Origin of the sequence: Halomonas dongshanensis (assembly GCF_024790395.1) — a bacterium.
GTDB classification, from domain to species: Bacteria; Pseudomonadota; Gammaproteobacteria; order Pseudomonadales; family Halomonadaceae; genus Vreelandella; species Vreelandella dongshanensis.
Map to the genome: position 1 here is coordinate 304552 of NZ_JAJISC010000005.1, position 16151 is coordinate 320702.

Consider the following 16151-nt stretch of genomic DNA (forward strand, 5'->3'; position numbering starts at 1 on the left):
CAGGGATAGCCGCCCATGGCCATGGATTTCTTCGCCGCCCAGGATAGCGCCCGTCGGCGGACGGGTGTGCTGCTCGTACTGCTTTGTTGTGCCGTGCTAGCACTCATTGCAACCACCACGCTCGCCATCCTCATCGCCCTTCAGCTCATGCGAGACGACCCGCAGCCTTGGAGCGAGGTGTTCTCACAGACCTCGGGTGAACTCATTGGCTGCGTGGCTGCCGCGATATTGGCGCTGGTCACGGTGGGGGGGCTTATGAAGTGGGCCAAACTGCGTCGCGGCGGCCGGGTGGTCGCCGAAGCGCTTGGTGGGCGCGAGCTTCACCATGACACCCAGGACGCCAACGAGCGGCGTATTCTCAACGTGGTGGAGGAGATGGCGATTGCCGCAGGCCTACCGGTGCCGCCGGTCTATGTGCTGGAGGAGGCGGGTATCAACGCCTTTGCCGCCGGTCGGCGCCCGGCCGATGCGGTCATCGGTATCACCCGAGGGGCCATCGAGTATTTAAACCGCGACGAGCTGCAGGGCGTAGTGGCCCACGAGTTCAGTCATATTCTGCACGGCGACATGCGCCTGAACCTGCGCTTGGTCGGTGTACTTCACGGCGTGCTGCTGATCGGTTTATTGGGCCATATCCTGATGCGGGCCGCACCCGCGCGCCGGTCGAGCGGCAATCGTAAAGGCAAGGACTCCGGTGCCGTGGTCGTTTTTCTGGGGTTGGCGCTGGTGGTCATCGGCGCCGTCGGCACCTTTTTTGGTAACTGGATAAAAGCAGCAGTGAGCCGCCAGCGCGAGTATTTGGCCGATGCGTCGGCGGTGCAGTTCACGCGCCGCCCTGAAGGCATCGGTCAGGCGCTGATCAAGATCGGCTCGCACATGGAGGGCTCGCGCCTAAACGCCAAACAGGCCCATGAGTTTAGCCATCTCTACTTCGGCGAAGGCACGCGCGTGAGTTTCCAGCGGCTGCTGGCCACCCATCCGCCGCTGCGCGAGCGTATTCGTCGCGTTCTGCCGCAGTGGGAAGGCCGCTTCGATCCTACACTTTTGCAAACGCCGACTGACGCGAAGGACGAAGTGGCTGAGGACTCGCACGCTAAACCCCAGGACGCGCGCCCTCACACCGATACGCTCGCCGAGCGCCACGCTGCCCCACTTCATAGCGTAACAGCCGGGGCGGGTGCGGCGACGCTCGCGATTGCCGCCATGGGGCAGCCGGATACGCGCCATCTAAGCGCGGCAAAGGGCGTCATCGCCGCCATGCCCCCCGCGTTCAAAGCCGCTGCGCGCAGCTCCGTTTCGGCACGGGCGTTGATGTACGGGCTTTTGCTTAGCGCTGACGATGAGGTGCGCGCCATTCAGCTCGAAACGCTGGATCATGCGGCGCGAGCCGAGGTCAACGAAGCACTCGCCATGCACGCCGAGGGCATCGAGACCTTGGACGAACGGCTACGCTTGCCGCTGGTCGAGCTGGCGCTTCCGGCTCTCAAACACCTCTCCCGTGAGGAGGCACTCCAGTTCAAAGGGTGTATTTCACTGCTGATCGAAGCTGACGGCCGCGTGGGGCTGTTCGAGTGGGCGCTGCGCCGGATTCTGCTTCAGCACCTGGGGCTGGATGAACGCCGACGCATGCGCCCCAAACGCCAGCTCAGCGAGCTCAAGGCGGAGTGCGCCGTACTGCTTACGCACTTGGCCGCTGCCGGGCAGCAAGAGCACGACCAGATCATCGCAGCGCTTGGGGCCGCAGAAGCAGGGCTGCCATTTGCCCTCGATATCGATGGCTCGAGCATGGACACCGCAGCACTCGACGCGGCCGTGATGCGGCTGCGCCACGTGCGTCCACAGCAAAAAGCCCTGCTGCTGGCGGCTATGGCACGCTGCGTCGAACACAGCGGTCAGGTGCTTCCCAGAGAGGCCGAACTCTTCCGCGCCGTCGCCGACACCTTGGAGTGCCCGGTGCCGCCGTTGCTTGGAGAGAAAGAGTGATTCCCAGGTTCGGCTACGGCTACGGCGGTGAGCGTTTATTAGCGCACGATGAACCCAACGCAGGCCGCCGTGGCTAGCCCCATCGTCACATTGAAGGCTCGCCATGCCCGAGGTGTGGTCAAAAGTCGGCCGATGGCCATGCCAAAGCCGGCCCAAAGCGAAATACAGAAAAACGCCACGCCCTCCATCAAGAGCGCCAGCACGGCGGCGTTGACGATAAGCGGCCCGTCGTGCGGCAAAAAGCCCGCCACCAGCGCAATGCCCATTACCCACGCCTTGGGGTTGACGAACTGGAACGCCGCCGCCTGCCAGGCCGTTAGTGGTCGTGCGCCTTCTCGCGCGGCGAAATCCGGCGGCGGGGCACTGGCGATCTTCCACGCCAGATAGAGCAGATAAGCCGCTCCCACCACCTTGAGCCCCTGCTGAATCAGCGGATAGCGCTCGAACAGCGCGCCAAGGCCAAGCGCAATGCTCAAAAAGAGCACAAAGCAGCCGAGCATGATGCCAAAAATATGCGGCAGCGTACGCCGGTAGCCGTAGAGCGCGCCAGAGGCGGTGAGCATGACGTTATTGGGCCCGGGCGTACCGCTCATCGAGATCGAAAAAAGCGCCACCGATAGCCACCAACCGAGTGAGGTCATGGGTGCCCCTTTGGCATGCTGTGCGTGACTTGCGCATATCTGGCTAACATCGACTCTTCTCCCTAACGACATCGATAACAGGACGGGTGATAGTAGGGTCTATTGTATCGGATTCGTTTCAGTTAGGCGTCTTGCGCCCACTCTTGGCTCGGCCATTGCTTTTGCGGCGTGCGCCGCTTTTGGCATTGGCGCCACTTTTACGCTTGCGCACGCTGCGTTTGGCAGGTGCGCCTTCTTCACCTTGGGCACTCTGTAGGCTCTGCTTGAGTTTTCCTGCATCGCTTTGGCGCAGAAGGGCATTGAGGTCTTCGACCAGGGCCTGCTGAAAGGCCTGGGCGTCATCACGGTTGTCGGCGATGGCACCCAGGCGCTGCTCCCATAGCGCGGTGCGCTCGGGCGTGCTGACGGCGCGGGGCAGGGCCGCGATCAATGCCGTACCTAATCGCGTGGCGCGCAAGGCTTTTTGCTGGCGCACGAGGTAGCCGCGTTGCACCAGCGTTTCGATGATACCCGCACGTGTCGCTTCGGTGCCGAGGCCGTCGGTGTCGCGTAGCGTACGGCGTACCTCCGGGTCATCGACATAGCGGGCGATATTCATCATCGCCTTGATCAGGCTTGCATCGGTGAAGGGTTCGGGCGGGCGCGTTTCGCGGGTCTCCACGCCGGTATCGATGACGTGGCAGGGCGCATTTAGGGTCAAAGGCGGCAGCGGCGGCGCCTCTTCGCGGGTGGTGAAAAGCGGCTTCCAACCCGGGTCGAGAACGCTTTGCCCGCGGGCGCGAAAGGCCTCACCCAGTATCGAGAACTCCGCTTTGACTTCGAAGGTGCGTAAGGGCGGGTAGAACTGCGCTAAAACGTTACGCGCGATCAAGCGAAAGACATGACCTTCGGTGGCCGAGAGACGAGTGAAATCCGCAGGCTTTCCGGTTGGCGCGAGCGCGTGGTGGGCGCCGACCTGCTTGTCGTTCCACGCCTTGGAGCGTCGCGAGAAGTCGGCGCTGCGACACCACTGGCGCAGGGTGTCGTCGTTGGCACACGCCTGGGTTAGCGTGTTCTGCATGCCCGAGAAGTGCCCTTCGGGGAGGTAGCGGCAGTCCGAACGCGGGTAGGTGATCAGCGTGTGCTGCTCGTAGAGGCGCTGACAAATATCCAGCACCTGCTGCGCCGAGAGGCCGTGGCGACGCGCGGCGTCTACCTGTAACGCGGAGAGTGAGTAGGGCAACGGCGCGTTCTGGCGCTTCTCTTGCTGATCGAGTTTGGCGAGTGTGCCCCTGGCGCCGGGTAGCCGGACGGCCAGCGCATCGGCCGGAGCGCGGTCGATCAAGCGGCCTTGATCATCTAGCGGTTGGGCGGCGTTAGGCGCCCACCAGGCGCGCAGCGTTCCGTGCTCGACGCCAATATCTACCCAGAGCGGGTAGAAAGGGTAGGGGGTGAAATCGCGAATGGCGTTGTCACGGCGCACGATCAGCCCCAGCACCGGGGTTTGCACCCGTCCTACGGAAAGCACGCCATCGAAGCCCGCCTGACGCCCGGTCAGCGTCCAGGCGCGGGTGAGGTTGATGCCGTACAGCCAGTCGGCCCGGGCGCGCGCTTCGGCGGCGCGGTAGAGCGGCTGAAACGCTTGGTTGCTCTGTAGCTGGCTCAAGGCGCGCACCACCGCCGGGCGGTTCAAGTCGCTCACCAACAGCCGTTCGACCGGGCCGCGATACTTGAGGTACTCGATCACCTCCTGCACCAGGAGCTGGCCTTCGCGGTCGGGGTCCCCGGCGTGGACGACGTGACTTGCCTGCTTGAGCAGCCGTCGAATGACGCTCAACTGGCCGCGCGCCTTGGGCTTAGGCGTAAGCTGCCAAGCGATGGGTACGATGGGCAGACGATCCAGGCGCCACTGTTTATCGGTAGGGTCGTAGGCTTCGGGCGGCGCCTGTTCGAGCAGGTGGCCCAGGCACCAGGTCACGGTGGTCTCGCCGCACTGAATGAGCCCCTCCTGGCGCCGGGCGCTACCTGGCAGGGCGTCGGCAATGGCGCGGGCGAGGCTGGGTTTTTCGGCGATGATGACGCGCATACGCAGAGGGCTCGATAATCACGGGGCTGTAGATAAAACCAGCTATAAGGCTGAATGACAATCCCTTTAAAGCGGCTAGATGCGCCGATGCCGCTTTGTCGGCTCCCCCAAGCTCGATTACGCTGAAGGCAACGAGACGAGCCAAGAGGTAGCACAATGCGCGAACGCGGACGAACACGGCGGCTGATGGGCATGGGGGCACGCACCGGCGGGGCGCTGCTTAAGACGCGTTTGGGCGGTGAGGCGGATTGGCGGGCTCTGGGCGAGGCGCTCTTCGCGGGGCTCTCCGAACTCAAAGGCCCGGCGATGAAGCTGGCGCAAATAATGTCGCAGTGGGACGACGTGCTGCCACCCGAGCTTTCCGAGGAGCTTGCCCGGCTGCAGCGTCAGGCCGAGCCCATGCCTTGGCCGAGGATTCGCGACGCGCTGGTGCTGCAATACGGCGATATCGCCGCGCATTTTAGCACGATCGATGAGCAGCCCTTTGCCAGTGCCTCCATGGGCCAAGTCCACAAGGCTGTCACCCTCGCTGGCGAAACCGTCGTGCTCAAGGTGCAGTACCCAGGACTTGCCGAGGTGCTTGAGAGCGACCTCAAGCAGGTCAAGCGCATCATGTGGCTGGGGCGCTGGCTCAAGATTTCCCAAGCGCGCCTGGAAAGCCTGTTCGACGAGCTCGCCGATGGCCTGCGCGCGGAACTCGACTACAGCGCCGAAGCCGAGGCGCTTTTACGCTACCGCGCCCGTTACGCCGACGATGCGCGGCTGGTGTTTCCCGAACCCGTGCTCGAACTTAGCGGTGAGCACGTGCTGGCGATGCGCTACATCGGCGGTACGCCGCTGCGCGCGCTGGAGAGCGCCGATGACGCCACCCGCCAGGCTATCGCGCAGGCGCTCGCCGACTGGATCACCCAAGAGCTATTCACCTTTGGCGAGCTTCACGCCGACCCCCACGCGGGCAACTTCGCCGCCGATGCCGAAGGGCGGCTAGTGGTTTACGATCTGGGTGCGGTGATCCCGGTACCCCAGGCGCGCCTTGATGCCCTGCTGCACCTGCTCGATGCCACGCTTGCCAAAGACCCGCTGGCGATGGATGAGGCAATGCTCGAACTCGGTGGCCGCCAGGGCCAGGGCGCGCCGCTTGCGCTCTATCGCGAAGCCGCCGAGTACATAGCACCGCTATTCGCACCCGGCGAGCAGGACTTTGGCGACGTGCGCGTACACCGCCAGCTGCGTGCGCTTTCGCCCAAGGTGTGGGCCGCCATGGATCGGCTGCAGCCGCCAGCGGATACGCTGCTGCTGTCGCGTGCGCTCAACGGCCACTACTGGAATTTGGTGCGGCTAAAAGCGCGTTTGGATATGCATAAGCGCACGGCACCGTTGCTCGCGCAAGGGCGGCACTCGGCGTGCTAGAATAGCGCCCTTTTGCGATGGCAGTGGAGATGGCGATGCTGGCGGTATGGGTCGAGCAACTGCTGGGATTTGCCTCTGGGGCACTCTCGGCAATCAGGCAGCAGGAGCGCTACCCCGATTTCATGACGTGGGTACGCAGCGAAGGCGCGCGCCACTTCAATGGCGATGTCGCCATGGCGCAAGCTTTGGCGCCGATTCTGTGGTCGCAGGCACCGCTCGAACGGCTCGATTTCAAGGCCGAGCCGCTGGCTACCCCCAGCCGCAACGAGCCCTGCTGGTGCGACTCAGGACGCAAATACAAGCAGTGCTGCTACCGCGTCGATTTTCCCACCGAGATTCCAGCGCAGATGATGTGGATGCTGTCGCTGCGCGAGTGGAAGGGCGCGACCCTAAAAGCAGCGCTGGATAGCCATGAAGCACCGCCTCAAGCGCTGCTCGAAGCAGGGCTGATTGCCGCCGAGAGCGGCCAAACCGGGCGTTCCATGCAGATTCTCGAATCGCTCTTCGATGGTCGCGACTGGTCGCGCATGCCTGAGCAGGCCGAGCCCGCCTTCGAAATTTTGCTGGATATATACCAAGAGCGTGGCTTTACCCGCAAGCGCGCCGACTTGCTCGATGAAGTGCTCGACCGTGGCCCGCTGTTTTTGCGCGGCGTAGCGCTCGAGCGGCTCTGTTTGATGCATCTGGATAGCGACGACCTCGATAGCGCCCGGGCGGCCTTCGTCAAGGCGCAGCAGGCGCTGCCCGATTCGCCGACCCTGGCCTACGTCGAAGCCATGCTGCTGCTTCACGAAGGTCACGAAGAGGAGGCCAAGGCGCGGGCTAACTTCTGGTATCGCCGCTTGGTGCGCCAGGGTGGGCTCGATCAGGACCAGCTCGACTTTCTCGCCGCCCTGGCGGAAAACCCCGGCGCCACCCTGGCCGATCAGCTACTTAGCGCCGAGGAGGACCTGGCGACGCCGCTGGTCAACCTGCAGGCACTGCTCGAAGCCTTGCCTACGGCGCCCAAGATCGATGTTAGCGCCGATGCCGAAACCGAGCGGCTGCACTATCGCACCAGCGCCCGCGAGCAGACGCTCTTCGCCAGCTGGCACGAGCACTTCCAGGTGCTGGTCGATCAAGAGGTCGCGCTGGGCTTTCGCGGTGACCCCTGGGCGTACGCCACCGAGTGGATGCCCGCGCTCTGTGCCCATCCCGAATGGCTGGACGCGCCCGAGGTGATGCAGGATGTGTCGCTGGCGTTGACCACGCGCTTTGGCAACTTGCCGTGGATGGCGCCGAGTTTGCTGATTCCTATGGCCGATCGGGTGTCGCGCTGGCTAGCTCAGGCTCGCGCCGAGGGCGAAGGCAGCCTGTGCTGGGACGATAGCGATAACGTCATGCTGCTACGCACGGGGCTTGCCCTGGTGGTGGGCATGGAGCGCGGCGCTCGTGAACGCTCCCGGGCGTTGGCCGAAGAGCTGCTCGCCATTGACCGCGAAGATAGCTTGGGACTTAGCGAGCTGGTGCTCGATCAGCTATTGCGCGATCACCGCAACGAAGCGGCCGTCGAGATGGTGCGCCAGCAGCGCGACGACGGCTCACTGGTGCTTGGCCTGCTGATGGGCAGAACGCTTGCGCTCTACCGCTTGGCCCGCGAGGAGGCCGCCGAAACGTCGCTCGCCGAGGCGATGGCGCACAACCGCTACGCCATCGAAATGATCTGCGCCGAGAACCCGCGTCCGGTCCAGCCCCAGCGCTCGGGCGACATTCCTCCCGGCTCGCGCGCCGAAGCGTGGCAGTACCGCACCCTCATGCGCGACCAGTGGCGCACCACCCCCGGCGCGCTCGACTGGCTCGCCGCCCACGGTTGAGCGATCTCAGCCCACTACTGACGCCGCCGGGCGCGGCGTCAGCTGGCGATCACGGTTGATCCACACGGCGAGCAAAATGGCCGGTAACCCCAACAGCGTGGCAATGAGGAAAAACAGCGCATAGTGCTGCTCGTCGCCCACCACCAGTCCGCCGAAGCCACTCAAAAACTTACCCGGTAACGTCATTAGCGACGAAAACAGCGCGTACTGGGTCGCGGTGTAGGCGCGCGATGTCAAACTCGACAAAAAGGCGAGAAAAACGGCGCTGGCGAGTCCATTGGCGAGGTTGTCGCCGACGATGGTGAGCACCAGCATGGGCAGCACTTCGCCTGCCAGCGCCAGCGCCGAAAACAGCAGGTTGGTCAGGGTCGCGGCAAGCGCGCCGATCACCAGCATTGGCCCGATACCATAGCGTGCCACCAAAAGCCCGCCGAGAAGCCCGCCGGTAATGCTCATGGCGATGCCAAAGATATTGGTGACGCTGGCGATGGTGCCGAGCGAGAAGCCAAGATCGATATACAGTGGGTTGGCCATCGACGCCATGGCCAAGTCGCTGATGCGAAACACCGCGATGAAGAGCAAAATCCACAGCGCTTTGGTGCCAAAACGGGTGAAAAAGTCGGTAAAGGGGCAGACAATGGCGCCGATGCTCCAGGCGCCAATGCGCCGAAGCCAGGCGGGGCGGCCGCGGCTAAGACGCAGAAAGGCGCGCACGCGTGGCTCTTGGATCAGCTGGGTCGAAAGCGTGCGCCGCTTGGGTTCGGGACGCACCAGTACGGTAATGAGGCCGACGCTGACCAGCGCCGCCATCGTGAGGTAAGCCACCGACCACGAGGCGCTAGCGGCAATGTAGAGCGCACCCGCGCCCGCCGCTAGCAGCCCGCCGCGATAGCCCACGATATACATCGACGCCATGGCCGCTTGCAGGTCGTCGTCGGCGGACTCGATACGGTAGGCGTCGATGGCGATGTCTTGCGTTGCCGAGCCAAAGGCAACCAGCAGCGCCATGGCAGCAACGAAGCCGAGATTGCCGATGGGGTCGATACCGGCAAGCCCGATGAGCCCAAGCGCAATGGTAAGCTGGGCGATGATCATCCAGCCGCGCCGCTGGCCAAGACGCCGGGTGAGGATGGGCAGCGGGAGGCGGTCGACCACTGGCGCCCAGAAAATCTTGATCGAGTAGAGAATGCCTATCCAAGAGAAAAAGCCGATGGCTGCGACCTCGACGCCGTCGCTGCGTAGCCACGCGGAAAGCGTCGAGAAAACCAATAAAAAAGGAAGACCGGCAGAGAAGCCCAGAAACAAGATAGTGATGACCGGCGCGCGGAAGTAGATGGCAAGAGATGCCAGCCAGCTGCGCTGCGGTGACAGGGTGGGCATTCGCGATGGCTCCAGACGATGACCGCTACAGCTGTTAAACTCGACGGTCGATTTCAATGACCGAGCAGCTTAACGGAGAAGCGATTTCCATGTCGATCACAGCGCATCAGGTGGTGGCCCTGCATTACGTCCTGCGCGACGACGCGGGCCAAGTCCTTGACGATTCGGCCGCGCGCGGTAAGCCGCTTGAGTACCTGCACGGCCACGCCAACCTCATCGCCGGGCTCGAGCGGGCCTTGGCAGAGCAGGTCGTGGGCGCCGAGCTCGAAATCACCCTGGCGCCTGAAGACGCCTATGGCGCGCGCAACGAGGCCCTGGTGCAGCGCGTTGGACGGGGCGCCTTTGGCAGCGCCGATCTCTCACCTGGCAGCCGGTTTCAGACCGAAGGCGAAGCTGGGCCGCAGATCGTCACCGTACTGGCGCTCGAGGGCGACCAAGTCATCATCGATACCAACCATCCGCTGGCGGGTAAGACGCTACGCTATAGCATCAAGATACTCGCCCAGCGCGACGCCACCCGCGCGGAACTCGCCAAGGGGCATCCGCTGCCGCCTGGCACCGAGCACAAGAGCGTCGAAGATAAAAAGGTGCTCTGAGATTCGCTATAGCGCCTTCTCGATCTTTGGCTCGCTTCTTGACCCAGGTCAGTTCATGCGCCCCAGACAACGGCTAAGATGCCTACATACGAAACGAGAGAGGCACGATCAAACATTGAGCGCCACTCTCGCCTTCTCACCGCATCATCGTCGGCTGCCGCAAAGCGCCTTAGACAGCCGATGAGACTCGTCGTCAGGGGAGGGGGTTTATCAAGGTAGACCCTCGGTTGCCGACCCATTTGGGTCGGCATTTTTTTGCCCGCTCGTTGGCCGTGCTCACGTATATAATCGTGATGAATCATACTGTGTCACGCAGTATCAACGGTTTTTTCGAAAGTTCGATTCTGCTTTTTTCAGCGGTTTACCCCTCGGCCAGCCGGTATGATCCAGCCCATAGGTGGCTAACGCAGCCACATGATCGATAACCAAGGATGTGGGCATGTGGCGCAATACGCGTAGCGGGTGGGGAATCGTCAGTATTGGCTTTCATTGGCTTAGTGCCATCGCCATCGTTGGAATGTTCGTGCTCGGCTGGTGGATGACCGGGCTTGGATATTTTGACCCCTGGTACAACCAAGGCCCGTGGGTGCATCGCTCGATTGGCGTGCTATTACTACTCGTTACGCTGGCGCGGCTCGTTTGGCGCTTCGTGCAGCCAACGCCGCACGGTGAGGGCAGCCGCTGGGAGATCGCCGCTGCGCACCTTGGCCATCTCGCCCTCTACATTTTACTGCTGCTCGTCTTGGTCAGCGGCTACCTAATATCCACGGCTAACGGTCGCGGTATCAGCGTCTTCGACTGGTTCGAGGTGCCGGCGCTGGTGTCGCGCTTACCCAATCAGGCAAGTATCGCCGGTGACATACACTGGTACAGCGCCGTCACCTTGATGGTGCTGGCTGCAGGCCATGCCCTGGCGGCGTTCAAGCACCACTGGTGGGACAAGCACGATACCCTACGCCGAATGCTGCGCCCGATGTAAATGCTATAGGCACGGTGTGAATACTTATAGATAAGCAAGACGTTTCTCTGGCACTGCAGCGCAGTGTCCCTTAAGGAAGATCGGTAAAGGAGCATGACGATGTTGAAAAAGAGTGCACTGTTCACGGCGATTGCCGCTGCGTCGCTGATTCCGCTGAGCCAAGCGCAGGCGGCCGACTACACCATCGATACCGAAGGCCAGCACGCTTTCGTTCAGTTCAAGATCAGCCATCTCGGCTTCTCCTACATTCTCGGCAGCTTCGAAGAGTTCAGCGGCAGCCTGAGCTACGATGAAGACGACGTCGATGCCTCTACGGTCAACGTCGAAGTGCAGGTCAATAGCCTTAACTCCAACCACGCCGAGCGCGATCGCCACATTCTGAGCGAAGACTTCCTCAACGCCAGCGAATACCCTACCGCTACCTTCGAATCTACCGGCTTTGAATCCACCGGTGACAACGAAGGTACGCTGACCGGTAACCTGACGCTGCACGGCGAGACGCACGAGATCGAAATGCCGGTCACGCTGCTGGGTCAAGGGGAAGATCCTTGGGGTAACTACCGCGTCGGCTTCGAGGGCAGCACCATGCTGACCCTAAGCGACTACGGTATCGATCTAAGCGATTTCCCCGAGCCGATGCACGAACTCGAACTCTACGTGACCTTCGAAGGCATTCGCCAGTAAGATAGTCGCGTACCGCAAGCGCCACTGCTCGATTGGGCAGTGGCGCTTTTTACGTTTTATGGCGGCGATAATCTACGCGGTGATCACGCGGCCTACGAGGAGAGAAGTAACGTGATGGGTGACAAACCATCGATGAAGCTCCAGCTGTGGCGCCAGACCTGGCCCATGGCGATGGGCGTGTTGGCGCTGTTGGGCTTTCAACTGGTCGACAGCGCCTTCATTGCCCGCCTGGGTACGCTGCCGCTGGCGGCGCAGTCGTTCACCTTTCCCCTGACGTTTTTGATGATCGGCGTACAGGTGGGGATGGGCATCGCCATTGCTGCACTGATTTCGCGCGCTTATGGCCAGGGCGAACACCAGCGTGCCGAACGACTCGGCGCCTTGGTGGTGCTTCTGGGCGGCGGGGTGATGGCGCTCTTGTCACTCGCTTTGTGGGTATTTCATGTGCCCATCTTTCGGGCTTTGGGCGCGGATACGGTCGCGCTGAGCTATATCTACGCCTACTGGTGGCCGCAGCTCATCGCCTCGTGGCTTGGCGCAGTGCTCTATTTCATTTACAGCATCTTTCGCGCCCACGGCGACACCCGCCTGCCGGGCAAGATGATGGTGGTGAGTAGCTTGCTCAACGCCGTGCTCGATCCGCTGTTCATCTTCGGTGTGGGTGATTTCGACGGTTGGGGGCTGCCCGGTGCGGCCTGGGCGACCTGTGTTGCCTTCACGTTGGGGTTATTGATTACCGCGCGGCGACTCTATCAGCGGCGGTGGCTCAGTTGGCAGGGCATCGGTGCTGAAGCAGCTACCTCTTGGCGCCCGTTCATGGGCATTGCCGGGCCTGCGATGATCAGTCAATTGATGCCACCTCTTGCGGCAGTATTGGCCATTTCGGTAGTAGCGGGTCTCGGGGAAACCCAGGTGGCTGCCTGGGGGCTTGCCAGCCGTTTGGAGACGCTCTCGTTGATGGTGATCTTGGCGCTGACCATGTCGCTGCCGCCCTGGCTTGGACGCTGCTATGGCGCCAACGACTGGACGCAGATACACGCCCTGATGCGCCTGGCGCTGCGCGTGGCGATCTTTTGGCAGCTGGGGCTTGGCGTGGTCATGGCGCTGGCATCTCCCCTGGTGGCAGCGCTGCTGGCCGGTACCCAGGACGTGCGCGAAGAGCTTGGGCTATTGATTCGCTTTCTACTCCCCAGCTACGCCGGGCTTGGGGTATGCATGCTGGTGGTGTCGGCGGGCAACGCCTTGGGCTGGCCGCTGCGGGCCATGCTGCTCTCTGGAGCGCGGCTGTTCGTCTTCTATTTACCCTGTTTGTGGCTGGGTACCGAGCTTTTTGGTTGGACGGGGCTCGCGGCTGGGGCGGCCCTGGGCAATCTGCTGGCGGGTGCCTTTGCCGCCTACTGGCTAAAGCGGATTCTATCCCGCCCGCAGCGGCGGGCGGGATGATCGGCGAGCCTTAGCTTAGCGTTTCGACGCCTCGCCCTGCTGGAAGGCAAAGTAAACGAAGAGTAGCGCCATGGCGCCGTAGCCCAGGGTGAAATCGGGCGCGGCGTTGAAACCGAGCACCGATGCGTGCATCAAGCCAATGAAGGAGAAACCGGCGGCAATCACCGCAAAGGCCGCCGCGCGACGGAACTGATGGTCGATCACCGATACGGTCATGGCGCCAAGCAGTATCGCGGTGAACATCGCTCCCTGGCCGAGCACCACGATGGCGCTGGAGATGTCGCTCACCACTTCGCCCGCCCCGCGATTGAAGCGAGTCATCACGTAGTTGGCAAAGTAGGGCAGCATGGCAAGCGCGATGGCCGGATAGTAGCGGGTATCGTTGGCTTGGAAGGCGGTCGCGATCATCGACATACCCACGAAGACCAACAGCGGCGCCACGACGGAGACCGGAATCAGCGCCGCCAGCACGGCGATGAGACCAAACATCGTCGCCAGCGCGTAGACCGCACCGTTGAGCAGGCTGTAGCCGCGCCCGGCGCCCATCCACTTGGCGCCAACGGTTGCAATGTACACGGTGGTGGGGAAGACGCCGCCAAAGAGCGCGCCGATCATGGTGCCCACGCCGTCGACGGCCTGGCATTCGCGCACGTCGTACTTGTCGCCTGCGGCTTCCATCGCCTCGACGTTGTTCATGGTCTCGATGGCGTTGTAGAGCGTGATCGGTAGCACCACGGTGAGCACGGCCAGCATGCTGGTGAACAGAAGCCCCAGGCCCTCGAACCACGCGAGGTTGGGCAGCAGCGGATAGAAGCCAAAGTGCGTGAAGGCGTCGCTGAAGCGCTCGCCACCGGCATCGCCGATCAGGTAGGCCATGACGGTACCGACGATGATGGCAAATAGCGATGTCGGCAGTTTGAACGGCATGCTCACCCGTGCCACCAAACCAATGATGATGATGGCGAGCACTACAAGGCCGACGATCGGCATCTCCATGGTTTTGAACAGCATCTCACCGGCGATGAAGGTCAGCGCCACACCGGCCACGGCGCCCAGCATCGCCGCGCGAGGCAGATGATGCTGCACCCAGCGGCCAATCAGGCTAATCACCGCTTCGATGGCGCCGCTAATGAAGCAGGCCGCCACGGCCACCTTCCAGGCAAGCTCGGCATCGCCAGTGAGCTGCTTGGCGGGAAGCAATACGCCGAAGAGAAAGACGAACATGACCGGCGTGGAGATGCCGTAGGAGAGTGCCGTGACGTCATTGCGCTGCTCTTTGCGGGCCAAGCGCGCCGCGCTCCAGGCGTAGTAGAAGTTACCCACCATGACCGCGACGGCAGCCCCTGGGAGCACCTGCCCATAAACGATGGAGGCGGGAAACCCCAACTCGATCATGGTGATGGCGATGATGATGAAGTTGGCGATGTTGTTTTGGAACAGTGCGAAGAAGGCGTCGGTGTCTTCTTTCTTGTACCAAGGGTAGGAGGTGAGGGCAGCCGCCATTGAGAGCCTCGTCGTGTGGTGATAGGCAAGCGCAGAAAAGATCGTCACGTCGAGGGTGAGTTGACTGATCGGTCAGCTTCTGCGCTGTAAGGAGCGCCGCGCAGGCGCCCCAGGCATCTGGCGGCGGCGCCATTGTACACATCTCGTCTTGCGAGCTGAACGAAAAAACGCCCGGTCAAAAACCGGGCGTTGGCGTAAGACAGCAGCAGCGCTTGCTAGCGCGTCTGTTTACTCGTTGACGGCGGCGATGGCCTTGGCCAGGTAGGGCAGGTTGGCATCGGAGAAACCCGCCACGTTGGCACGGCCTGAACGCACCATGTAGATGCCGAACTCGTCGCGCAGACGATCGACCTGTTCGGGCGTCAAACCGGTGTAGGAGAACATGCCGCGCTGCTCGGCAACGCAGGCGTATTTCTCGGCCAGCCCGTAGGGGCGCAGAGCCTCGACGAAGTCACGACGCAGCGTATTGATACGATCGCGCATCTCGGTGAGCTCTTCACGCCAGAGCGCAGTGAGCTCGGCATCGTGCAGGATTTCGCTGACGATGGCGCCACCGTGGGCCGGTGGGTTGGAGTAGTTCTCGCGTGCGACGATGGCGACCTGCGAGCGCACGTTCTCCATCTGCTCAGCGTTCTTGGCGACCAAAATCAAGCAGCCGGTGCGCTCGCAGTAGATGCCGAAGTTTTTCGAGCAGGAGCTGGTGATGATCGCTTCGTCGAGGTTTTCGGCCAGCAGGCGCACGCCAAAGGCGTCCTCTTCCAGACCTTCGCCAAAGCCCTGGTAGGCGAAATCGATCAGCGGCAGCAGCTTGCGCTCGCGCAGTACGTCTAGCACTTCCTGCCACTGGGACTGGGAAAGATCGAACCCGGTGGGGTTATGGCAGCAGGCGTGCAGGAGCACGACGTCGCCTTCGGGAATCTTCTTCAGCGCGGCGAGCATGCCGTCGAAGTCGAGGCGGTTATCGGCATCGACGTAGGGGTATTTGTGCAGCTCGATACCCGCCGAGGTGAAGATGCCGTGGTGGTTCGGCCAGGTCGGGTCGCTGACCCAAATGCCTTTGCCCGGCAGTTGAGTGGCGATGAAATCGGCCGCCAGACGCAGTGCACCGGTACCGCCGGGCGACTGGGTAGCGCTGGCCCGCTTGGCGTTGAGCACCGGCGAGTCCGCGCCCAGCACCATGGGCAGTACGACGTCGCCGTAGGCCGGGGCGCCGTGAGAGCCGATGTAGGTTTTGGTCGTCTCGTTGTTGAGCAAGCGGTCTTCGGCTTTCTTGACGGCGCGCATTACCGGCGTATTGCCTTCGGCATCGCGGTAAACGCCGACGCCCAAGTCCACCTTCTGCGGGTTGGTATCTTTTTTGAAAGCTTCGATGAGTCCGAGAATGGCGTCTCCTGGGACGCGCTCAATTTGCTCAAACATGTATTCGACTACCTCGTCGGTTCTGGCGGCGTGAATGAGAACGTAAATGACCGGCCAATCGATGGCGCCAGCGCAGTGGCGCGAGCCGGGCACGTTTCAATGATGCCACCGTGTCGGGTAATCTGCCACCGCTCTAGTGGTCATCGGCGTATAAACCGGTCGCCATGGCGTAAACCTTGCAAGTGGCTGCCATGC

The 16151-nt window shown here is 62.5% G+C and carries 12 protein-coding genes; 7 read left to right on the forward strand and 5 right to left on the reverse strand.

Annotation, left to right across the window (positions count from 1 at the left end; translation table 11 throughout):
• The first annotated feature begins 15 nt into the window (after positions 1-15).
• A complete protein-coding gene (locus LLY24_RS12585) occupies positions 16-1983 on the forward strand; it encodes a M48 family metallopeptidase (RefSeq protein WP_259036647.1) in 1968 nt (655 codons plus the stop codon).
• Positions 1984-2021: 38 nt separating this feature from the next.
• Here the strand turns inward: LLY24_RS12585 and LLY24_RS12590 are convergent, their stop codons facing one another.
• Both LLY24_RS12590 and LLY24_RS12595 read right to left on the reverse strand, forming a co-directional pair.
• On the reverse strand, positions 2022-2624 hold the full coding sequence (locus tag LLY24_RS12590) for a LysE family translocator (protein WP_259036648.1): 603 nt from the start codon (positions 2622-2624) through the stop codon (positions 2022-2024).
• Positions 2625-2742: 118 nt separating this feature from the next.
• Complete coding sequence (locus tag LLY24_RS12595) at positions 2743-4689, reverse strand: DNA topoisomerase III (RefSeq protein ID WP_259036649.1); 1947 nt, start codon at positions 4687-4689, stop codon at positions 2743-2745.
• Positions 4690-4845: 156 nt separating this feature from the next.
• Between LLY24_RS12595 and LLY24_RS12600 the strand changes: the two genes are divergently transcribed.
• Complete coding sequence (locus LLY24_RS12600; RefSeq protein WP_259036650.1) at positions 4846-6099, forward strand: ABC1 kinase family protein; 1254 nt, start codon at positions 4846-4848, stop codon at positions 6097-6099.
• Positions 6100-6134: 35 nt separating this feature from the next.
• Positions 6135-7952, forward strand: coding sequence for an SEC-C domain-containing protein (locus tag LLY24_RS12605; RefSeq protein WP_259036651.1), 1818 nt, complete (start codon positions 6135-6137; stop codon positions 7950-7952).
• A gap of 6 nt (positions 7953-7958) precedes the next feature.
• Here LLY24_RS12605 and LLY24_RS12610 read toward each other — a convergent pair whose 3' ends face one another.
• Complete coding sequence (locus LLY24_RS12610) at positions 7959-9332, reverse strand: AmpG family muropeptide MFS transporter (protein ID WP_259036652.1); 1374 nt, start codon at positions 9330-9332, stop codon at positions 7959-7961.
• An 89-nt stretch (positions 9333-9421) separates the two neighbouring features.
• On the opposite strand from LLY24_RS12610, the gene LLY24_RS12615 reads away from it, so the two are divergent.
• From LLY24_RS12615 to LLY24_RS12630, 4 genes are all read left to right on the forward strand, one after another.
• Positions 9422-9928 (forward strand): FKBP-type peptidyl-prolyl cis-trans isomerase, encoded by a 507-nt coding sequence (locus LLY24_RS12615; protein WP_259036653.1) that lies wholly within the window; start codon positions 9422-9424, stop codon positions 9926-9928.
• 439 nt (positions 9929-10367) lie between these two features.
• Complete coding sequence (locus LLY24_RS12620) at positions 10368-10907, forward strand: cytochrome b (protein ID WP_259036654.1); 540 nt, start codon at positions 10368-10370, stop codon at positions 10905-10907.
• A gap of 99 nt (positions 10908-11006) precedes the next feature.
• Positions 11007-11591, forward strand: coding sequence for a YceI family protein (locus LLY24_RS12625; RefSeq protein ID WP_259036655.1), 585 nt, complete (start codon positions 11007-11009; stop codon positions 11589-11591).
• A gap of 114 nt (positions 11592-11705) precedes the next feature.
• Entirely contained in the window at positions 11706-13034 is a 1329-nt protein-coding gene (locus LLY24_RS12630; RefSeq protein ID WP_259036656.1) for an MATE family efflux transporter, read from the forward strand.
• Positions 13035-13049: 15 nt separating this feature from the next.
• On the opposite strand, the gene LLY24_RS12635 is transcribed toward LLY24_RS12630, so the two are convergent.
• A complete protein-coding gene (locus LLY24_RS12635) occupies positions 13050-14537 on the reverse strand; it encodes an NCS2 family permease (protein WP_259036657.1) in 1488 nt (495 codons plus the stop codon).
• A gap of 228 nt (positions 14538-14765) precedes the next feature.
• Complete coding sequence (locus LLY24_RS12640) at positions 14766-15956, reverse strand: amino acid aminotransferase (RefSeq protein ID WP_259036658.1); 1191 nt, start codon at positions 15954-15956, stop codon at positions 14766-14768.
• Between the last annotated feature and the right edge of the window lie 195 nt (positions 15957-16151).